The organism is Glycomyces sp. MUSA5-2 (genome assembly GCF_037034145.1).
GTDB classification, from domain to species: Bacteria; Actinomycetota; Actinomycetes; order Mycobacteriales; family Micromonosporaceae; genus Glycomyces; species Glycomyces artemisiae.
This window is the reverse complement of sequence record NZ_JBAGKG010000007.1, coordinates 90,823-110,238: the sequence shown is the minus strand read 5'-3', so window position 1 is coordinate 110,238 and position 19,416 is coordinate 90,823. Positions and strand designations below refer to the sequence as shown.

The 19,416-nt window shown below is 72.0% G+C and carries 17 protein-coding genes; 9 read left to right on the top strand and 8 right to left on the bottom strand.

Annotated features, from left to right (window positions below; genetic code table 11):
* Window positions 1-6 precede the first annotated feature (6 nt).
* Window positions 7-1,650, top strand: a complete 1,644-nt coding sequence (locus tag WA640_RS21490) for a glycoside hydrolase family 13 protein (protein WP_335990406.1) — start codon at window positions 7-9, stop codon at window positions 1,648-1,650.
* 45 nt (window positions 1,651-1,695) lie between these two features.
* Here the strand turns inward: WA640_RS21490 and WA640_RS21485 are convergent, their stop codons facing one another.
* Window positions 1,696-4,224 carry an Hsp70 family protein gene (locus tag WA640_RS21485; protein ID WP_335990405.1) on the bottom strand — a complete coding sequence of 843 codons (2,529 nt, stop codon included), beginning with the start codon at window positions 4,222-4,224 and terminating at the stop codon, window positions 1,696-1,698.
* 79 nt (window positions 4,225-4,303) lie between these two features.
* On the opposite strand from WA640_RS21485, the gene macS reads away from it, so the two are divergent.
* The 6 genes from macS to WA640_RS21455 all read left to right on the top strand — a co-directional run bounded on the left by macS (window position 4,304) and on the right by WA640_RS21455 (window position 9,985).
* On the top strand, window positions 4,304-5,434 hold the full coding sequence (macS, locus tag WA640_RS21480; protein WP_106365948.1) for a MacS family sensor histidine kinase: 1,131 nt from the start codon (window positions 4,304-4,306) through the stop codon (window positions 5,432-5,434).
* Window positions 5,409-6,047, top strand: coding sequence for a response regulator (locus WA640_RS21475; protein WP_106365947.1), 639 nt, complete (start codon window positions 5,409-5,411; stop codon window positions 6,045-6,047). The genes macS and WA640_RS21475 overlap by 26 nt, the downstream gene beginning before the upstream one ends.
* Before the next feature lie 71 nt (window positions 6,048-6,118).
* The gene (locus WA640_RS21470; RefSeq protein WP_335990402.1) at window positions 6,119-7,948 is read left to right on the top strand and encodes a 3-oxoacyl-[acyl-carrier-protein] synthase III C-terminal domain-containing protein; all 1,830 of its coding nucleotides are present in this window, start codon (window positions 6,119-6,121) and stop codon (window positions 7,946-7,948) included.
* Window positions 7,941-8,750, top strand: a complete 810-nt coding sequence (locus tag WA640_RS21465) for a DUF6999 family protein (RefSeq protein WP_335990401.1) — start codon at window positions 7,941-7,943, stop codon at window positions 8,748-8,750. Before WA640_RS21470 ends, WA640_RS21465 begins: the two co-directional genes overlap by 8 nt.
* Window positions 8,751-8,788: 38 nt before the next feature.
* On the top strand, window positions 8,789-9,382 hold the full coding sequence (locus WA640_RS21460) for a 3'-5' exonuclease (RefSeq protein WP_219926913.1): 594 nt from the start codon (window positions 8,789-8,791) through the stop codon (window positions 9,380-9,382).
* Window positions 9,383-9,520: 138 nt separating this feature from the next.
* Window positions 9,521-9,985: a hypothetical protein gene (locus WA640_RS21455; RefSeq protein ID WP_335990400.1), complete on the top strand. Its 465-nt coding sequence runs from the start codon at window positions 9,521-9,523 to the stop codon at window positions 9,983-9,985.
* A 43-nt stretch (window positions 9,986-10,028) separates the two neighbouring features.
* Here the strand turns inward: WA640_RS21455 and WA640_RS21450 are convergent, their stop codons facing one another.
* Window positions 10,029-10,883, bottom strand: coding sequence for an SHOCT domain-containing protein (locus WA640_RS21450; RefSeq protein WP_335990399.1), 855 nt, complete (start codon window positions 10,881-10,883; stop codon window positions 10,029-10,031).
* A 91-nt stretch (window positions 10,884-10,974) separates the two neighbouring features.
* Here WA640_RS21450 and WA640_RS21445 point away from each other — a divergent pair, with 91 nt between their 5' ends.
* Both WA640_RS21445 and WA640_RS21440 read left to right on the top strand, forming a co-directional pair.
* The gene (locus tag WA640_RS21445) at window positions 10,975-11,916 is read left to right on the top strand and encodes an SDR family NAD(P)-dependent oxidoreductase (protein ID WP_335990397.1); all 942 of its coding nucleotides are present in this window, start codon (window positions 10,975-10,977) and stop codon (window positions 11,914-11,916) included.
* Window positions 11,917-11,963: 47 nt separating this feature from the next.
* Window positions 11,964-12,473, top strand: a complete 510-nt coding sequence (locus tag WA640_RS21440; RefSeq protein ID WP_335990395.1) for a mycothiol transferase — start codon at window positions 11,964-11,966, stop codon at window positions 12,471-12,473.
* Between the two features lie 12 nt (window positions 12,474-12,485).
* Here the strand turns inward: WA640_RS21440 and WA640_RS21435 are convergent, their stop codons facing one another.
* The 6 genes from WA640_RS21435 to WA640_RS21410 form a co-directional block, all read right to left on the bottom strand.
* The gene (locus tag WA640_RS21435) at window positions 12,486-13,091 is read right to left on the bottom strand and encodes a hypothetical protein (protein ID WP_335990394.1); all 606 of its coding nucleotides are present in this window, start codon (window positions 13,089-13,091) and stop codon (window positions 12,486-12,488) included.
* 242 nt (window positions 13,092-13,333) lie between these two features.
* The gene (locus WA640_RS21430) at window positions 13,334-14,347 is read right to left on the bottom strand and encodes a LacI family DNA-binding transcriptional regulator (protein ID WP_442904801.1); all 1,014 of its coding nucleotides are present in this window, start codon (window positions 14,345-14,347) and stop codon (window positions 13,334-13,336) included.
* A gap of 105 nt (window positions 14,348-14,452) precedes the next feature.
* Complete coding sequence (locus WA640_RS21425; RefSeq protein WP_335990391.1) at window positions 14,453-15,577, bottom strand: glycoside hydrolase family 53 protein; 1,125 nt, start codon at window positions 15,575-15,577, stop codon at window positions 14,453-14,455.
* Window positions 15,578-15,579: 2 nt separating this feature from the next.
* On the bottom strand, window positions 15,580-16,455 hold the full coding sequence (locus tag WA640_RS21420; protein WP_106365938.1) for a sugar ABC transporter permease: 876 nt from the start codon (window positions 16,453-16,455) through the stop codon (window positions 15,580-15,582).
* Between the two features lie 4 nt (window positions 16,456-16,459).
* On the bottom strand, window positions 16,460-17,824 hold the full coding sequence (locus tag WA640_RS21415) for a carbohydrate ABC transporter permease (protein WP_335990387.1): 1,365 nt from the start codon (window positions 17,822-17,824) through the stop codon (window positions 16,460-16,462).
* Window positions 17,825-17,839: 15 nt separating this feature from the next.
* Window positions 17,840-19,195: an extracellular solute-binding protein gene (locus WA640_RS21410; RefSeq protein ID WP_335990386.1), complete on the bottom strand. Its 1,356-nt coding sequence runs from the start codon at window positions 19,193-19,195 to the stop codon at window positions 17,840-17,842.
* Window positions 19,196-19,416: the final 221 nt, after the last annotated feature.

Sequence of the window (19,416 nt, the reverse complement as noted above, 5' to 3'; positions counted from 1 at the left end):
CCCAAGATGGCTGCTCAGACCGGCGCCGACTGGTGGCGCCAGGCCACCGTCTACCAGATCTACCCGCGCAGCTTCGCCGACGCGAACGGCGACGGCATCGGCGACCTGCCCGGCATCACCTCGCGCACGGACTACCTCGCGCGCCTCGGCGTCGATGCCGTGTGGCTCAGCCCGTTCTACCCGTCGGCGCTCGCCGACGGCGGCTACGACGTGGACGACTACCGGAACGTCGACCCGCGCCTGGGCACCCTCGACGACTTCGACGCGATGGTCGCGGCCCTCCACGGGGCGGGCATCAAGCTCATCGTGGACATCGTCCCCAACCACTCCTCGAACCGCCACGAGTGGTTCCAGGCCGCCCTCGCCGCCCCGAAGGGGTCGCCCGAGCGCGACCGGTACGTCTTCCGCGACGGCCTCGGCGAGAACGGCGAGCTGCCGCCCGCCGACTGGGTCTCGATGTTCGGCGGCCCGGCGTGGACCGCGGTCGGCGACGGCCAGTGGTACCTGCACCTGTTCGCGCCCGAGCAGCCGGACTTCAACTGGCACAACGAAGAAGTGCGCGCGGATTTCCTGAAGACCCTGCGGTTCTGGTCCGACCGGGGCGTGGACGGGTTCCGCGTCGACGTCGCGCACGCGCTCGCGAAGGACCTCCCCGCGGACCTGCCGTCGCAGGCGCAGCTCGACGCGATGGACAAGGCCACCGGCCTGCACCCGCTGTGGGACCGCGACGAGGTCCACGACATCTACACCGGCTGGCGCGCGGTGTTCGACGAGTACGACCCGCCGCGCATCGCCGTCGCCGAGGCGTGGGTCAGCCCCGCCTCGCGCCGGGCCCGCTACGCCAGCGCCGCGGGCCTGGGCCAGGCGTTCAACTTCGACCTGCTCGAAGCGGACTTCGACGCGGCGGCGTTCCGGGGCATCATCACCGAGAACCTGGAGCAGGCCGCGGCGTCGGGGTCCTCCACGACGTGGGTGTTCTCCAACCACGACGTGGTGCGCCACGCGACCCGGTACGGCCTGCCGCCCAACGGGGACGAGCCGCGCAAGTACAACCGGGCGTGGCTGCTGTCGAGGGGGGCCGATCCGGAGCTGGACGCGGCGCAGGGCCTGCGCCGGGCGCGGGCCGCGACGCTGCTGATGCTGGCGCTGCCGGGGTCGGCGTACCTGTACCAGGGCGAGGAGCTGGGGCTCGGGGAGGTCGCGACGATCCCCGACGAGGCGCGGCAGGACCCGACGTTCTTCCGCAGCCCGGGGGTGGACGTGGGCCGCGACGGCTGCCGCGTGCCGCTCCCGTGGACCGTGGAGGGCCCCTCGTTCGGATTCGGTTCGGGCCCTGCGCATCTGCCGCAGCCGGACTGGTTCGGGAAGGTCTCGGTGGAGGCCGAGGACGGCGACGCGGCCTCGGCGCTGTCGCTGTACCGGCGGGCGCTGGAGCTGCGGCGGGAGCTCCAGTCCGACGAGACGCTGGAGTGGGTGCGCTACCCCGCCCCGGACGTGCTGCACGTGCGGCGCGCGAACGGCTGGGAGGCCGTGGCCAACTTCGGGAAGGAGACGCTGCCGCTGCCCGAGGGCACGCCGCTGCTGTCGAGCGGCCCCTTCGACTCGGGCGAGCTGCCGGGCGAGACGACCGTGTGGCTCAAGCGGGCTTAGGCGGTGAGGGAAGGGCGCGGCGGGACTCCCGCCGCGCCCTTCGCGCTATTCGAGGGACCAGACCTGGACGTCGCCGCCCATGGAGCCGGTGACGGCGACGGGGTAGCCGTCCACTTCGGTCACAGCGGTGGACTGGATGAGGTCCTCGCCCGAGTGCGGGGCGAAGGCTTCGCCGAGTTGCGTACCCGTGCCGAGGTCGAACATGCTCAGGCCCTGGTCGCCTTGGAGGAGTGCGATCGCCTCGCTGCCGAGTTCGATGAGCTGCGCCTGTGTGACCGCTTGGCGCAGTTCCATACCGGCCGTGCCGTACGGTTCGGCGGCGGCGAGGTCCCAGCCTTGGACCGATCCGTTGGCGGCCACGGTGAGGCTCAGGGCCTTTCCGGCCGCGCCACCCGCGGCGTAGGCGGTGACGTCGTAGCTGAGCTGGTCGAAGGTGCCGGTGGTCGGCTCGCCGGTCGCGAGGTCCGCGACGAAGACGCGGTTCTCGTAGACGCCGGTGAAGCGCAGGGTCCCGTCGACGTCGACGATGCCGGAGAGATCGGCGTAGGCCAGGGAGACGTCGGCGATCGGCTCGCCCGTGAACATCTGCACGACCTCGTACCCGGAGATGTAGGCGGGCACGCCGTCCCAGACGCCGGTCCAGTAGACGGTGTCGTAGTCCGCTTCGCGGGTGGCGATCGGGTGGTCGGGGTCGTCGGCGTACCAGACGGCCTCGGTCCCGTAGTCGCGCGAGAAGACCACGGTCCGGTCCTCGAACTCGAAGGTGGAGAGCACCTCGATCGTGTCGGTGTGGCCGCGGAACTCGTCCTTGAGCTCGCCGGAGTTCAGGTCCCAGATGCGGATGATGAAGTCGTCCCCGGCGGTGATGGCGACGGGCGCGTTGTCGGCCTTCCCGACTGCGACCCTGGTGACCGCGCCGACGTGGGCCGATTCGAACTCGCCCACCAGGTCGCCCTGCTCCGCGTCGGCGAGCGGCACGAGCCCGTCAGACGCCTCGGCGTTGTTCTGGTCCTCGCCGTTGTTGGAGGAGGCGTTCTGGTCCTCCTCGGTGCTGCTGTTCTCGCTCTGCGGGTCCGAGCCTCCGGCCTGGTCGGAGGTGGTGTCGTCGCGAAGGTAGCGGAGACCGATGAGGACGGCGAGAGCGAGGACCACGACCGCGGCGGCCGCGCCGACGACGGACAGGCCCTGCTTCGACTTGATCCACGGGGTGGATTCCGGTTGCGGCGCAGGGTAGGCGGGGCCCTGCGGGTACTGGACGGGCGGCGGGCCGGGGGGCGGGCCTTGGGGCGCGGCCATGGCGGGCTGGGTGACCGGGCTCGGGTGGGACGGGACGGCCTGCGGGGTGGGCTGGGGCGCCGAGGGATGCATCAGGGGCATCGTCTGGTTGGTGTCCGGCGCGGGCGGCGGGAGGACCGGGGTCGGCTGCGGCACAGCGGACTGCGGGGCGGCGGTCTGCGGGGGCAGGGCCGGGCTGGGGATGTTCACCGGGGACGAGATGGTGTGCTGGGCGACCAGTCCGCCTTCGGAGACGGCGAGTTCGGGCTGCTCGATGGCGGCCGGTGCGATGCCGAGCTCGCGGTGGAGCTTGGTGGCGACCAGGGGCATGCGGGAGGCGGCGCCGACGAGGAACAGGGCGGTGATCTGCTCCTTCGCGAGACCTGATTCGCGGATCACGCCTTGGGTGACGCGGATGGTGCGGGCCACGAGCGGCGCGCAGACCTCTTCGAGCTGGCCGCGGGTCAGGTGCGTGTCGACGTCCAGCAGCGGGATCGTCAGGTCGGTGGTCATGGAGCGGGACAGGCGCTCTTTGGCCTGGCGCACTTCGTCCATGAACGCGGTGCGGTGGCGCAGGTCGGCGGGCTCGACCGGGTGGAGCAGGCGCTGCCAGCGCTCGTCGTCGGACTGGACGGTGGCGGCGAGATGCTCGGCGAGGGCCTGGTCGAAGTCGAGGCCGCCGAGGTCGTCGGCGCCGTCGACGGCGAGCACGTCGAAACCGTTCGCGTTGCGGCGCAGGACGGTGGCGTCGAAGGTGCCGCCGCCGAGGTCGTAGACGACGACGCCGTTGCCGGGGTGCACGTCGACGCGGAGGGTCTCCATGAAGTAGGAGGCGGCGGCGACGGGTTCGGCGACGAGGTCGACCTGGCCGAGGCCGGCCGCCGCGGCGGCGTCGGCGACGACGTGGCGGCGGGTCGGGCCCCATGCGGCGGGCACGGTGACGGTGACGGGGCCGAGCGCGCCGAGGGTCTGCTCGCATTCGCGTGCGACGCGGGAGAGGACGGCGGCGATGACGCTGGTCACGGGGATCTCGGTCTCGCCGAGGAGGATCGACTCGTCGTCGATGCGGCGCTTGGGGTTGGGCTCGAAGCGGTCAGGGCGGCGGCGTCCGGAGTGGACGGCGTCGGCGCCGACGACCGGTCCGCCCTCGTCGTTCATGAACACCGCGGAGGGCAGTTGCGGCGAGCCGTCGAACAACTGCTGGTGGACCCGCCCGTCCGCGCGCCGGATGGTCGCGACCGTATGGGAGGTGCCGAAGTCGATGCCGATCGCGGCGGGCCGTGGGCTGGAGAAGGACATGAGGTCACTGTAGTTTCCGCGGTCAACGGCGCGGGGGACGGGAACCGGCGTGGTGGCGGGCGGCTGCGAGAATTCCTCAGTGGGAATTCAGACGCAGCTGCGGCGCGCGAACACGGTGTTCCGGTTCGTCGCGCTCGGCTACCCGGTGCTGCTGGGCGGCCTCGCCTTCGACGCGCTGGTGCGGCCGTTGTGGGCGGCGCTGCTCGTCGTGGTGCTCCTGGGCTGGACGTGGGCGGCGACCGAGTGGTACCGGCGGCGCGGGTACGAGCCGAAGGCGCTGTACACGGACCTGGCGGTGACGGTGTGCGCGGTCGCGGCCTCGTCGTGGGCGCTGGCGACGGACACCGGCGTGCCGGTGTCGGTGGGGCCGTGGATGGCCGGGGCGGTGCTGGCGTGGGCCGCGGCGTGGGGGCGGCGGTCGGGGGCCGTCGCGGGCGCGGTCGTGGCGGCCGCGGGCATGGTGTTCCGCGGCGGCGTCCACTCCAGCACGGTGAACGAGACGGTGCTGCTGGTGCTCACCGGGTTCGCGGCCGGGCACCTGGTGCGGCTCGGGGTGGTCGCGGAGCAGCGGATGCGCGAGGCCGCGGAGCGGAGCGCGACGGTGCGCGAGCGCGAGCGGCTGGCGCGGGACATCCACGACTCGGTGCTCCAGGTGCTGGCGCTGGTGCAGCGCAGGGGCGCCGAGATCGGCGGGGAGGCCGCGGAGCTGGGGCGGCTCGCCGGGGGCCAGGAGGAGGCGCTGCGGGCGCTCATCCGCTCCGAGTCGTACCGCGATCCCCTCGGGGGCCAGCGGGACCTGCGGAGCCTGGTGGGGCGGCACGCGGGCGCGACGGTGACGGTGGCGGCCCCGGCGACGCCGGTGCCGCTCCCTGCGGAGACGGCCCGGCAGCTCGCGGCGGCGGTGGCGAGCGCGGTGGACAACGTGCGGGAGCACTGCCCGGCGGGCACGAAGGTGTGGCTGCTGGTGGAGGACGACGGGGAGGCCGTGCAGGTCACCGTCAGGGACGACGGTCCGGGCATGGAGCCGGGGCGGCTCGCGGCGGCGGCCGCGGAGGGCCGTCTCGGTGTGGCGCAGTCGATCGAGGGCAGGATCCGGGAGCTCGGCGGCACGACCGCCGTGGTCTCGGCGCCCGGGGAGGGGACGGAAGTGGAGATGCGGGTGCCGAGGGGTGAAGGAGGTGCCGGTGGCGACGCTCGTCGTGGTCGATGACCATCCGATCTGGAGGGAGGCCATCGCCAGGGACCTGGAGGGGGCCGGGCACCGGGTGCTCGCGGCGTTCGGGGAGGGCCGGGCGGCGCTGCAGGGCATCAGGTCGCTGCGCCCCGACGTGGCGATCCTGGACCTGCAGCTGCCGGACCTGTCTGGGGTGGCGGTGCTCCAGGGCCTCGAAGAGGACTGCCCGACGGCGGTGCTGGTGCTGTCGGCGAGCGGCGAGTCCACGGACGTGCTGGAGGCGATCAAGGCCGGGGCGCGGGGGTACCTCGTGAAGTCGGCGTCCCCCGCGGAGCTGGCGGAGGCGGTGGAGCGGGTCGCGGCCGGGGACGCGGTGTTCACGCCGGGCCTGGCGGGCCTGGTCCTCGGCGAGTACCGGCGGCTCGCGAACACGCCGGAGCCCGACGAGCGGCCGCGGCTGTCCGACCGCGAGACCGAGGTGCTGCGGCTCGTTGCAAAGGGCTTGGGGTACAAGGAGATCGCGTCGAAGCTGACGCTGTCGCCGCGGACGGTGCAGAACCATGTGCAGCACATCCTCGCGAAGCTCCAGCTGCACAACCGGGCGCAGCTGGTGCGGTACGCGATCGAGCAGGGCATCGACGGGGACTGAGTACTTTCGCCCCCGCGAAATGAGCGATCCGGCGGATGCGGGGCGGCCCCCGGATGGGGCCCAATGGAGGCATGAACGCCTTCATCACCGCCGCCGGGGCGTACCTCCCCGGGGACCCTGTCGGGAACGACGAGATCGCCGCGCGCCTCGGGGGCGTGGACGGGCGCGGGGACCGGCTCCGCCGCCGCATCCTCGCCGCGAACGGGATCGCCAAGCGCCACTACGCCCTCGACGAGCGCGGGCGCACCACCGAGCTGAACGAGGAGCTCGCGGCGCACGCGCTGCGGGCCATGCTCGGCGACCGCGGGTACATCGCCGAGGACCTCGACATGCTCGCCACCGCGACCACCCAGGGGGACCTGCTGGTGCCCGGGTTCGCGTCGATGGTCCACGGGCGGCTCGGGGGCGGCCCGATGCAGCTCCTGTCGGCGGCGGGGGTGTGCGCGTCCAGCATGGCGGCCCTGGACGCGGCCGTGGCGAAGGTGCGGCTCGGGGACCGCGAGCGGGTGGGCGTGGTCGGCAGCGAGCTGGCGTCCCGGTGGCTGCGAGCCTCAAGGTTCAACGGCGCCAATGACACCGACGCGCACTTCCTGCGGTGGATGCTCTCCGACGGCGCCGGGTCGGTGCTCGTGGAGGCGCGGCCGCGCCCGGACCGGCCGTCGCTGCGCGTGGACTGGGTGCGGACCGTGTCGCTCGCCCACGAGCACGCGGTGTGCATGCGGGCCGGGACCGACGGGTCCTCCCCCGCGGCCGGGCGGACCTGGCAGGACATGGGCAGCGCCGCCGCGGCCGAGCAGGCCGGGATGATGCTGCTGCGACAGGACACCTCGGCGCTCGGGCAACTCGCCGAAGCCGGGCTCAAGGAGTTCGCGTCGCTCGCGCAGCGCGGCCTCATCGACCTCAAGCGGCTCGACCACGTGCTGTGCCACTACTCGACGAACGCGTTCCGCGACATCGTCTTCGACCAGCTCGCGGCCACGGGCGCGCAGATCGACACCGGCCGGTGGTTCTCGAACCTGGAGACGCGCGGGAACACCGGGGCGGCCTCGATCTTCATCGCCCTGGAGGAGTGCTGGCGGACCGGGCGGTTCGAGCCGGGGCAGACCGTGCTGCTGGCCGTGCCCGAGTCGGGCCGCTTCTCGTTCGGGTTCGCGCACCTGACGTGTGTGGGACCCGAAGCGCCGCAGGCGGTCCAGGTCCCGGCGCGGGCCGCGGCGCCGGTCCGCGAACCGGTGGCCGCCGCGGAGGGGGACGTGTTCGCGCGGCTCGACGCGGTGTGGCAGGACTTCGAGGAGCGACTCGACGACGTGCCGGTCATGCGCCGCCTCGCCGACGGCGAATCCACACTGGACGACTATCTGCGACTGCTGTTCAACCTGCGCCAGCAGGTCGCCGACGGCGCCCGCTGGATCGCGCGGGCCGCCTCGAACTTCTCCGTCGACTACTTCGACCTGCGCAGCGCCGCCATCGGGCACGCCCAGGAGGAGCACCGCGACTTCATGATGATCGAGCGGGACTACGCCGCGTGCGGCGGCTCGATCGAGGCGATCCGGAACGGGCGCAAGAACATCGGCTCGGAGGCGCTGTCGGCGTACATGTTCTGCAAGGCGAGCGAGCCGGACCCGGTCGGGCTCCTCGGGGCGATGTTCATCATCGAAGGGCTCGGCACCGGGAAGGCCGCCGGGTGGGCCGCGCAGTTCAAGGAGCAGCTGGGCCTGCGCGACGACCAGGTGAGCTTCCTGGCCTACCACGGGGAGGCCGACGACGACCACTTCGCGAAGCTCCAGGCGATCCTGGCCTCGCCGCGGGTCGACGACGCCGCGGCCGACGCGATCGTCTCCACGGCGAAGGCCGTCGCCCGCCTGTACGCGCTGCAACTCGAAGAGCTGGACAATGTCTGACCTCGCCGGGCCGCCGCTGTGGGACGCCGTGGTCGGGGACCCGTCGCTGGTTCTCGACCCCGAGACCGCCCGCAAGATCGCCGCGGACCAGCAGCGGTGGACGCGCACGTGGCTGTACCCGCTCGCGCGGCCCGTCTCGCGGGTCCTGGCCCTGGTCATCCTGGTGCTCAAGCGGCTCACGCCGGTGCGCTGGACCGCGCACCGGCTCATGGACCGGCTCTGCATCTGGTTCCTGCGCCGCTTCGTGTCCCCGCAGGCGGTGGAGCTGCTCATCAGGCACTTCGTGATCGAGACGAACCTGCTCAACTTCATCGTCCGCAACTGCGACACCGACGTCGAGCCGGTCTCGCTGCGGCCCACCACGCTCGCGGGGCTCGGGGACAACGCCGTCATCGAGCACGACATCAACGTCTATGTAGTGCTCGCCGGGATCGGGCCGCTCGTGTACGACGCCGGCCCCGACTACTCCGGGCTCGACGTCCCCGAGCTCGACCCCGAGCCGGACCGGTTCCGGTTCATGCACCTCGACATCCAGACCGCCCTGTGCCTCATGAACCTGCCGTTCGCCGCGTGCCTGACGCCCGAGGAGTACCGCCGCGCCGTCCACTCCATGCGCTTCGACGACTCGATCCTGGCGATCCTCGCCGAGATCACCGGCGACCCGGCGTTCCTGCGGTGGTGCAACGGGGACCTGTCGGTGCGGGTCGACTCCAATGCGGACGTGCCGCACGCGGTGTACCGCCACGCCGTGATCTGCGAGTACGCGCACGAGCACCTGCGGCGTCTGGCGGCGCGCGCCTGAGCTGCTACCGTCAGCGGCGCAGCAGAGGGGGCACGCCTGTGGACGCCTGGGTGGCGATCGACTTCGAGACGGCGAACGGCAGCCGCGCCAGCGCGTGCTCCGTGGCCGCGGTGCGCGTCGAGAACGGCAAGGAGGCGGACTCGTACGCGAGCCTCATCCGCCCGCCCGCCGGGCACGACCGGTTCGACTACCGGAACACGCAGATCCACGGGATCAGGCGCGGCGACGTCGTCGGGGCGCCCACGTGGCGGCAGGCGTGGTCGCAGCTGCGGGACCTCATCGGGGACGCGCCGCTGGTCGCGCACAACGCCGCGTTCGACACCTCGGTGATCCGCGGCGCGAACGCGGCGGCCGGGATCGACGCGCCGAGCGTGCGGTACGCGTGCACGCTGGTCATCGCGCGCCGCACGTGGGAGCTCGACTCGTACACGCTGCCGCGGGTGGCGCGGGCGGCCGGGATCGCGTTCGGCGACCACCACCGGGCCGAGGCCGACGCGCGGGCGGCGGCGAACGTGCTCCTCGCCGAGCAGCGCGAGCACGCGGTGGACTCACTGGACGGGCTGCTGGACTCCGCGCGCGTGCAGTGGGGCCGCATTCACAGCGGTGGATACGACGGCTGCCGCAAGTATTGACCCTAGTCGATATCGGCGGGTTCTGGCGGTCTGGACGCTTTCACCCTTTCGGTGTCAAGAAATTGTCAAGTCCGTTGACGCAGGTCAATTGCGGTGGTGCGCTTGAGAGGTCAAGCGAATCGCAATCGGAGGTGGATGATGGAGCGCACTCCCTCGACCCCGTACTCCCGCGCCGGCGGCCTGGCCGCCCTCGGCGGTTCCATGCTCGTGGCCGGATCGATGTTCCTCCCGTGGGCGGACGCGGGAGGGGGGACGGTGAACTTCTGGGGCCTCTCGGACCTGGTCGACGGCGACGGCGACACCCGCACCTACGGGATCTCGGTGGCCCTGATCCCGCTCCTCGTGCTGTGGTGCGCGATGTTCTTCGCGTGGCGCACCCACGAGACCCGCATGGCCTGGGCGTTCGGCGGGTTCACCGGGGCGATGCTGCTCTACGGCGGCGACCTGCGCATCAGCGAGGACATCGCCGGCAGCGCCCAGGGCGCGGGCGAGGTCGTCGCCGCGGTCGGGCTGCTGCTCCTGGCGGCGGGGTGCGTCCTCGCGCTGGCCGCGAACATCCCCGAGCCGGTCCAGTCCCGGACCGACTGGAAGGGCTCGCTCTAGGCGGACCGGAGACCCGGCGGCGGCACCTCGGTGCCGCCGCTGCTCATTGCTCCAGGAGGCGGCGCTTGGCCGCCTCGAACTCCTCTTCGGTGAGGTGGCCCGCGGCGCGCAGGGCCGCGAGGCGTTCGAGCTCAGCGACGAACGTGCCGGGAGCGGCGGCCGGGGCCGCGGTGTCCGGTTCGGGGCGCTCCAGGGCGGGGAAGCTTCTGATCCACGGCAGGGCGATCCTGGCGCGCTCGGGGCGGGCCTCGCGGAAGACCGCGAAGAGCGGGTGGCCGACCCACTGCTCGCGGGCGCGCACCTTGACGCGGTGGCGGCGGCCGTTGTCGGTGAACGTCAGGTACGCGGTGCCGAAGCCGAGGGCGGCGGCGTCCTTCGCGCCGATGCGGCCGTAGTCGCCTTCGGCGGCGCCGTAGTCGACGAGCACGGCGGGCACGCGCCTGGCGCCGAGGAGGCGGGCGCCGTAGCCGGTGGTCTTCAGCTCCGAGAGCAGGCCGAGGAGGGCGATCAGCGCGGCGAGGGCCGCGGCCGCGGTGACGACCCGCCGCTCGGTGAGGACCGCCGCGGGGTCGACGCCGCCTTCGGTGATCGCTTCGTTCCAGCCGCTCAGCCCCGCGAGGGTGCCGACCAGGGCGGCGAGCCCGAAGCCGAAGGCCCGGGCCGGTTTGAGGAGCAGGACCATGAGGACGACGTTGCAGATGATCCCGGCGATCGGCAGGAGCGACCGGGGGTCGTTCGTGGAGCACTCCCCGCCCCAGCACTCCCACTGGACCAGGTGGCCGACGCTGACGCCCCATTCGATGAGCCGCCAGGCGGCGACGGCGAACGCGGCGGTGAGGAGGAATCGGAGGATCGCGGCGGCGGGGCTGCGGCGCGCGGGCTGCGGTGTCGAGGGCACGGGACCAGTATGGAGCCTGGGAGCCCCTCGCGCGGAACGCGTCTCGCGAAGCATTTGACCTAGAGCGCGCTCTAGGTTCTACGCTCGGTCCATGAGCACACCGCAGCAGAGCATCAACTCCGGATTCGGCGCGAAGACCACCGCGGCCGAGGTCCTCGAAGGCATCGACCTGACCGGGAAGCACGTCCTCGTCACCGGCGGGTACTCCGGGATCGGCCTGGAGACGACGAAGGCGGTCGCGGCCGCGGGCGCGGAGGTCCTGGTCCCCGCGCGGCGCCCGAAGGTCGCCGAGGAGGCCCTCGACGGGATCGCGGGCGTCGAGACGGACGAGCTCGACCTCGCCGACCTCGCGAGCGTCCAGGCGTTCGCCGACCGGCGCATCGCCGTCGGGCGGCCCTTCGACGCCGTGATCGACAGCGCCGGGGTCATGGCCTGCCCCGAGACGCGGGTCGGTCCGGGCTGGGAGCTCCAGTTCGCGACCAACCACCTCGGGCACTTCGCGCTCGTGAACCGGCTCGCGCCGCTCGTCAGCGAAGGCGCGCGGGTCGTCTCGGTGTCCTCGGGCGGCCACCGCAGGTCGGCGATCCGCTGGGACGACCCGCACTTCGAGCGGGGCTACGACCGGTGGGAGGCGTACGGGCAGTCGAAGACCGCGAACGTGCTGTTCGCCGTCCACCTCGACCGGCTCGCGCAAGAGCGCGGCATCAGGGCGTTCGCGCTGCACCCGGGCGGCATCCTCACGCCGCTCCAGCGGCACGTCTCCCGCGAGGACCAGGTCGAGCTGGGCTGGATCGACGCCGACGGCAACCCCGTCGCCGACTGGTTCAAGACCCCCGAGCAGGGGGCCGCGACCCAGACGTGGGCGGCGTTCTCGCCGCAGCTCGACGGGAAGGGCGGCGTGTACCTCCAGGACTGCGACGTCGCGGAGGTCGGCGAGGGCGGCGTCGCCGAGTACGCGGTGGACCCGGACGAGGCCGAGCGGCTGTGGGCGCTGTCGGCGGAGCTGACGGGCGTCGACGGCTTCGGGCGCTGACGTCGGTCGGGCGCGGTAGGTTTCCAGGCGGAGAGAAGGGAGGCCGCATGGAGGTCAACGAGCTGCTGGCCGACGCGTTCGGACGGGTCCAGGGCGAGGTCGCGGGGGTCCTCGACGGGCTGTCGCAGGAGGACCTGGAGGCCCGGCCGGGCCCGGAGGCGAACTCGATCGCGTGGCTGGTGTGGCACATCGCCCGCGTCCAGGACGACCACGTGTCCGAAGTGGCCGGCCGCGAGCAGGCCTGGACCGCGGGCGGCTGGGAGGAGCGGTTCGGCCTGGACCTGCCGCCCGGGGACACCGGGTACGGGCACGGCCCGAAGGACGTCGGCAAGGTCGCGGGGGTGTCCGCAGCGGACCTCCTCGCGTACTACGAGGCGGTCCACGCGAACACGCTCGAATACATCGGCGGGCTCACCGCGGCCGACCTCGACCGGGTCGTCGACACGAACTGGACGCCGCACGTGACGCTCGGAGTGCGGCTGGTCAGCGTCATCGACGACAACCAGCAGCACGGCGGGCAGGCCGCGTACGTGCGCGGGCTCCTAGAGAGCCGTTGAGGCGCAAGGGATTCAGGCGCGGGCGCGGCGGGAGCGGGTGAGCAGGACCCACAGGCCCGCGGCGAGCACCCCCGCGGCGCCCGCCGCCGCGGCCCACAGCCACCAGTGGGCGGTGGACTCGACGGGGGCGACCAGCGCGGCCTCGTCGCTGTCGCAGTCGAGCATGTGGACCTCGTCGGCGGTGGCGACGCAGACCGTGGTGGTGAACCCGGTGCCGCGGCCCGCGGGGCCGAGGTCGTGCTCCTCGACCGCGACGAGGCGGCCCTCGCGGAGCTGCTCCCCCGTTCCGGCCTCGACGGTGTCGCCGATCGCGACGGTCTCGCCGGGGCCGAGGGAGATCCGCCACGCCGCGCCGCCTTCGGGCTCGGTCGCGGGTTCAGACCCGGCGAGGGTGAACCCGGACGGGAGCAGGTGCGAGACGCGCAGGTCCTCGTAGGTTTCGTCGCCGGTGTTGGCGACGGTGATCGCGTACTCGACGGTCTCGCCTTCGCGGACCACGTTGGCGTCGGCGGTGCGCTCCACGGTGACCGCGATCGGGCCCGCCTGCGCGGCCGCCCCGGTGAGGACGGCCGCGGCCAGGCCGCAGGCGAGGGCGGCCGTCAGGTTCCAGTGCTGCATGGGGTCCGTTGTAGCGGAGCGAGACGTGGGAAGGACTGCGCGACACGGCGGCGGCTCGGGAAGGAAACGCGAGGAGTGCTCGATGCGGAGCGCCCCCCGTTTCGAGTGTGGCGCGGGGGTGCGACAGCGCACCGCGGCGCGGGCCGGGGCCGGGTGCGTTCGGGTTCAGGCGGGCCGCTCCCTGGACCGCGGGGAGCCGGTCGGCCGGGGCCGGATGCGTTCGGGTTCAGGCGCCTTCCGGCTCAAGCGCTGTCGCGGACGACCAGTTCGGTCGGGAGGATCACCGGTGCCACCTCGTGCTCGTCGAGCAGTTCGATGAGGAGGCGCACGGTCTCCTCGGCGACGCGGGCGAGGGGGTGGCGGACCGTGGTGAGGGCCGGGCGGGTGGCGGTGGCGATGACCGAGTCGTCGAAGCCGCCGACGGCGACGTCCTCGGGGACGCGGCGACCCGCCTCGTGGAGGGCCTGGAGGGCCCCGGCCGCCATGAGGTCGGAGGCGACGAAGACGGCGTCGATGTCGGGGACGGCGGCGAGGAGGCGGCGCATCGCGGCCTCGCCCGCAGCCTGCGTGTAGTCGCCGTGGACGACGAGCTGCTTGGCGGCCTTGCGGCCCAGCACGCCCGTGAAGCCTTCGAGGCGCAGCGCGCCGCCGGGCGTGTCGAGCGGGCCGGTGATCATGCCGATCTTGCGGCGGCCCAGGCCGACCAGGTACTCGGTCATGGCGGCGGCGCCGCCGCGGTCGTCGGCGGCCGCGTACGGGATCACCGACTCGCGGCCCAGGACCGCGCCGCACGCGACGGCCGGGATGCCGGAGCGCTCGATCTCGTCGAGCAGCGGGTCCCCGGCGTGCGTGGAGACGAGCAGGGCCCCGTCGGCGTGGCCGCCGCGCAGGTACCGGGCGACGCGGTCGCGGCCGCGGTCGTCCCCGGCGATCATGAGCACCAGCGACATGTCGCGCTCGGCGAGCTGGTTCGTCGCCACCCGCATGAGGACCGAGAAGTTCGGGTCCTCGAACAGGCGCTCCTGCGGCTCGGACAGGACCATGACGATCGAGCCCGTCCGGCTGGTCACGAGGCTGCGCGCCGCCCGGTTGACGACGTACCCGGTCTCGGCGACCGCGCGGCGCACCGCAGTCTCGGCCGAGAGCGAGACGTTCGACTTGCCGTTGAGGACCCGCGAGACCGTCCCGCGCGAGACCCCCGCGGCCGCGGCGACGTCGTGGATCGTCGGTCGTTTCCGTGCTGCCAAGTTGCTCAGTTCTCCCTTGTGTCCCGGTCATTATGTCCCCGCCCGGCGACCGGGCGGGGCGCGGATGATCGGGGAGGCCGCCCAAGGGGGTGACGGCGTTCCCCGGTTCCGCGGTCAGGCGCCGCCGAGCGCCCGCAGCGACGGCAGCGCGTCGCCGTCGAAGTCGAACAGGCCCTGGTTGGCCCAGGAGTTCCCGGCCTCGTCCACTACGTCGTCGCCGTACTCCATCCCTGCCCGCGACGCCCAGGTCGTGCCCGCCACCGGGAGCCACGCGGGCTCCCAGTAGACGATGCCCAGGCCCAGGCCGTTCGGGACCACGGCCACGGTCGCGTACAGGTCGCGCAGGAACGCGGCCTGGCCCTCGGGCGAGACCTCCCACGGCAGGCCCTCCGCGAGCTTCGCGGTGAAGACCTGGTGGTGGCCCTCCGGCTGGGCCGTCGTCCACGCGTACGCCGTCTCGACCACCACGAGGCCCTTGCCGTAGCGCAGCGCGAGGTCGTTCAGGTTGGCGCCCAAGTCCTCAAGGGTCGAGTGCCAGTACGGGTAGTACGACAGGCCGATGACGTCGAAGTCGAGGCCGCGCACCGTCGCCTGGTCGAACCAGCCGCGGTAGAGCTCGTTCGCACCGCCGAAGTCGAGGTGCACCATCACCTGCGCGCCGCCGGACTCGCGCACGGCGGCCGCGCCCGCCTGAAGGAGGCCGGTGAGGCGGTCGAACGCGGCCGGGTCCTCGCCGTCGAAGCGGCGCTCGGCGTCCAGGAACTTGGGCGTCCTGCCTTCGGGCCAGAGCATCCCGTTGGTGATCTCGTTGCCGACCTGGACCATGTCCGGGTAGACGTCGGCGGCGCTCATCGCGGCGAGGACCTCCGCGGTCCAGTCGTGCACGCGCGCTTGGAGGTCCGCGCCCTTCAGGCCGCGCCAGGCCTTGGGGGTGGACTGCTTCTTCGGGTCGGTCCAGAAGTCCGAGTAGTGGAGGTCGAGCAGGAGGCGCTGGCCCGCGGACCTGGCGCGGCGGGCCAGCGCGATCGTGGTGTCCAGGTCGTTCGTGCCGCCCATGTAGGGCTCGCCGGTCTCGTCGCGCGGGTCGACCCACAGGCGCAGGCGGATCCAGTTGACGCCGTTGGACTCCAGGATCTCGAAGAGGTCGCGCTCGGCGCCGCCGGAGCGGAAGGCCGCGCCGCGCTCCTCGATCTCGGCGGTCATGGAGACGTCGGCGCCTCGGATGGGCGGCAGGGACATGTCTAGCCTTTCTCGGCGCCGGCGGACGCGCCGGTCACCAGGTAGCGCTGGAGGACGATGTAGAGGATGGTGATCGGGACGGCGAGGATGACCGCGCCGGCGGCGAAGGTCGTGAACGCGTTCTGGTAGACGTCCTCGATCATGGCGAACAGGCCGAGCGCGACGGTCTGCTTCTCGGGGCTCTGGAGCAGCAGGCGCGGGAGGATGAAGTCCATCCACGGCACGGTGAACTGCGTGATGGCCACGAAGGTGAGCATGGGACGCATGAGCGGCAGGACGATCTTCACGAAGATGGTCCACCGGCTGGCGCCGTCGATCGCGGCGGCCTCGTCGAGGCTCGCGGGCAGGTTGTCGGTGTAGCCCTTCATGAGCCACGTGTTGTACGGGAGGGCGGCGGCGATGCTCACGAGCGCGAGACCGGTGAGGGAGTCGAGCAGCCCGAAGTTGAGGAACAGCATGTAGACGGCGATGGCGGTGAGGAAGGTCGGGAACATCTGGAGGATGAGGATGCCCAGGAGCCCGGCCTTGCGGCCGCGGAAGCGGATGCGTGAGAACACGTAGCCGCACAGGGCCGACAGGACGACGGAGCCGACCATGTTGAGGACGGCGACGTACAGGGAGTTGAGGTACCAGCGGCCGTAGTCGGTCTCGGTGAAGAGGCTGACGTAGTGGTCGAGGGTGGCGTCGGTGGGGATGGGGCTGGCGTTCGCCAGGCCCGTCCCGGGGCTGAAGGAGGCGCCGACGATCCACATGAGCGGGAAGATCACGATGATCGCGACGACCAGGAGCTCCAGGTGGAGGAAGAGGCTCGCGGCCTTCTCGCCCCGCGGGGAGGTGCGGCGGCGCTTGCGCGCCGGTGCTGCGGTTTCGGTGGTCATGTGATCAGAGCTCCCGGATCGCCTTGGAGCGGTTGAGGTTCCACACCGAGATGGTGCCGACGATGACGAAGATGAGCATGCTCATGACCGCGCCAATGTTGTAGAGCCGGTTGTCCAGGGTGAGGTTGAACAGCCAGGTGATGAGCAGGTCGGTGCTCCCGGCGAACCGGTAGTCGGCGTTGTCGGGGCCGCCCTGGGTGAGGAAGTAGATGACGCCGAAGTTGTTGAAGTTCGACACGAACGCGAGGATGAGCAGCGGCGCGACGGTGCGGTGCACGACCGGGAAGGTGATGTGGCGCAGCTGCTGGAGCGGTCCGGCGCCGTCCATGCGGGCGGCCTCGTAGTAGCTGTCGGGGATGTTGGTGAGCACGCCGCCGACGAGGGCCATGAAGAACGGGAAGCCCAGCCACAGGTTGACGAGCAGTGCCACGGCCCTTGCGAGGTTCGGGTGGGACGGGTCGGTGAACCAGTAGACGCGCTCGTCGGTGAGGCCGACGTCGACGAGCCACTGGCTGATCGGTCCGAACTGGCCGTTGAACATCGAGCGGAACACCAGGGCCGAGACGATGCCGGGCACGGCCCACGGCAGCAGGAACACCGAGCGCCACACCCGCGGGAACTTCACCTTCTTGTTCGCGAGGAGCACGGCCTGGAGGAACCCGGCCGCGTAGGTCGTCGCCGTGGCGACGATGGCCCACACGAAGGTCCAGCCGAGGACGCCGAGGAACGTCGCGGTCCAGGAGGGGACGGCGAAGATCGTGGCGAAGTTGTCGAAGCCGACCCAGTTGACGAGGTTCTTCGGCGGCAGGTTGTCCCGGTTGTAGTCGGTGAAGGCGACGAGGATGCCGAAGAGCACCGGCAGGACCGACATGAACACGATGAGGATCAGGCCGGGCGACAGGACGATGTACGCGAAGGCGCCCTCCCAGACGCGCTTGAAGTAGGCGAGGGAGGTCTCGCGCGGGCCGCCCTCGATGAGGCGGCGGCGGTAGGCGTGGGCGTCGCGGATGCTCCAGACCCACACGATCGCCAGGAGCGCGAGGGTGAGGAGCGCGATGAGGCCGTTGGCCATGAGGACGATCGAGTTGTCGCCGTCGGTGAGGCCGGTGACGGTCATCTGGCGCGGCTGGGTGCCGAGGGTGAGCAGGCCCCACAGGCCCTTCATGAAGAACCCGCCGTTGGAGCGCGGCGCGAAGTCCATCCCGGCGTAGTAGTTGCCGGTCCCCATCTCCCAGCCGATCAGGGCGGCGAAGAAGGCGAAGAAGAAGGCGGCCTTGCCGACCTGCCGGTTCATGAGCTGGCCGGCGCCCCACACCAGGGCCGAGGCGACGCCCGGCACTGGTGCGGGGAGCCCTTGAGCAGTACCCATCTGTGGTTGCGTCCCTTAGAGTCCGGCGAGCTCGTCGTACCCGGCGACGGCCGCCGCGGCGGCGTCGGCGGAGGACGAGAGGTCGTCCCAGACGGCGACGGTCATCTCGTTGGCGGTCGACCAGAAGTACTCGGGCAGCTGCGGGAACAGGTCGGCCTGGGTGGACTGGGCGACGATCCCGGCGACGTGCGGGTCCTCGGAGAGGCCCTCGATGCCCGCGAGCAGGTCGGCGTTCAGGGCCGGGATCTGGCCGGTGGTGGCGTAGAGGGCGGCGGCGCCCGCGTCGGAGGCGAGGAAGTTCGCGAAGACGCGCGCGGCGGCCGGGTACTTCGTGTACGCGGACACGGCGATGACGTGCATGCCCGCGAAGGACGAGGCCGGGTCGCCGGAGGGCGCGGAGGGGATGGTGGTGACGCCGTACTCGAAGCCGTTCTCCGCGGCCCCGGCGTCGAACGCGGAGAACGCCCACGGGCCGGTGATGATGAGCGGCGTGTTCCCGGCGGCGAACTCGGCCTCGACGGTCTCGGGGGTGGCGTCGGCGGACGGGACGTTCCAGATCTCGCGCAGGCCCTTGTAGTAGTCGAGGGCCTCCACGAGGGCCGGGTCGTCGAAGCCGGGCGCGGCGACGTCGCCGCCGGGGTAGGCCTGCCAGCCCATGGAGGAGAGCACGGAGTAGGAGTAGTAGATCTCGCCGGGGACCCAGCGGATCGTCCAGGTGTTGGCGGCCGCGTCGTTGTAGCCCGCGGCGATGGCCTTGACGTCCTCCCAGGTGGCGGGCGGCTGGTCGGAGCCGGTCAGGTCGGTCAGGAGCTGCTTGTTGTAGAACAGCGCGATGGACTCGGTGGTGACGGGCACGGCGTACATCTGGCCGTCCTCGCCGGAGACGGCGCTGGTGAAGGTCTCGGCCAGGCGGCCCTTGAGGACGGTCTCGTACTCGCCGAGGGGCGCGGCGGTGCCCTCTTCGATCGCGCGGGCGATCTGGTCGTAGAAGCTCATGAAGACGTCGCCGCCGTTGCCGGCCTCGCCCGCGAGGGACATCTCGGAGACGGCGTCGTTCTGGGCCACGAGCTCGTACTCGAACTGGATGTCGGGGTAGACGTCCTTGAAGGCCGTCTTGAACGCGTCGATCTGCGCCTTGGCGAGGTCCTCGTTCTCGAACCACAGCTTGAGCGGGACCTTGCCGGAGGCGATGTCCTCCTCGATGACGTACTGCTGTGCGTCGGCGTCCCAGTCGAGGCCGCCGTTCTCCTCCGGCTCCTCCTCGGGGGAGCCGCAGGCCGCGAGGGTCCCGGCCGCGGCGACCCCGCCGCCCGCGGCGAAGAGGCGGCGGCGGTTCATCGAGGGTCCCGCGTAAGCACCGTTGCTGCGCATGTCAAGTCCTTGTCTCGGTGAGAGGGAGTCCAGTGCCCGCTGGGCTGAGAGAGGCGTGCCACCGGACTGTGAACGTTTACACGAATCTAGCGACTCACGTCGCAGTTAGCAACATATCTATGTCCGCTTGTATCCGTTTCACGTGAAACGTACTTCATGAAACGATCACAATTTCGAAACGAGGACCGACTGAACCACAGGTTGCACGGCGGCTAGGCGTG

What these genes read in the sequence shown, in the direction of transcription:
- WA640_RS21465 (WP_335990401.1), top strand. Translation starts at nt 7,941, where the DNA reads ATGTCTGACCTCGCCGGGCCGCCGCTGTGGGACGCCGTGGTCGGGGAC.
- WA640_RS21420 (WP_106365938.1), bottom strand. Translation starts at nt 16,455, where the DNA reads ATGACCACCGAAACCGCAGCACCGGCGCGCAAGCGCCGCCGCACCTCC.
- WA640_RS21490 (WP_335990406.1), top strand. Translation starts at nt 7, where the DNA reads ATGGCTGCTCAGACCGGCGCCGACTGGTGGCGCCAGGCCACCGTCTAC.
- WA640_RS21435 (WP_335990394.1), bottom strand. Translation starts at nt 13,091, where the DNA reads ATGCAGCACTGGAACCTGACGGCCGCCCTCGCCTGCGGCCTGGCCGCG.
- WA640_RS21425 (WP_335990391.1), bottom strand. Translation starts at nt 15,577, where the DNA reads ATGTCCCTGCCGCCCATCCGAGGCGCCGACGTCTCCATGACCGCCGAG.
- WA640_RS21415 (WP_335990387.1), bottom strand. Translation starts at nt 17,824, where the DNA reads ATGGGTACTGCTCAAGGGCTCCCCGCACCAGTGCCGGGCGTCGCCTCG.
- WA640_RS21455 (WP_335990400.1), top strand. Translation starts at nt 9,521, where the DNA reads ATGGAGCGCACTCCCTCGACCCCGTACTCCCGCGCCGGCGGCCTGGCC.
- WA640_RS21410 (WP_335990386.1), bottom strand. Translation starts at nt 19,195, where the DNA reads ATGCGCAGCAACGGTGCTTACGCGGGACCCTCGATGAACCGCCGCCGC.
- WA640_RS21445 (WP_335990397.1), top strand. Translation starts at nt 10,975, where the DNA reads ATGAGCACACCGCAGCAGAGCATCAACTCCGGATTCGGCGCGAAGACC.
- WA640_RS21485 (WP_335990405.1), bottom strand. Translation starts at nt 4,224, where the DNA reads ATGTCCTTCTCCAGCCCACGGCCCGCCGCGATCGGCATCGACTTCGGC.
- WA640_RS21440 (WP_335990395.1), top strand. Translation starts at nt 11,964, where the DNA reads ATGGAGGTCAACGAGCTGCTGGCCGACGCGTTCGGACGGGTCCAGGGC.
- WA640_RS21470 (WP_335990402.1), top strand. Translation starts at nt 6,119, where the DNA reads ATGAACGCCTTCATCACCGCCGCCGGGGCGTACCTCCCCGGGGACCCT.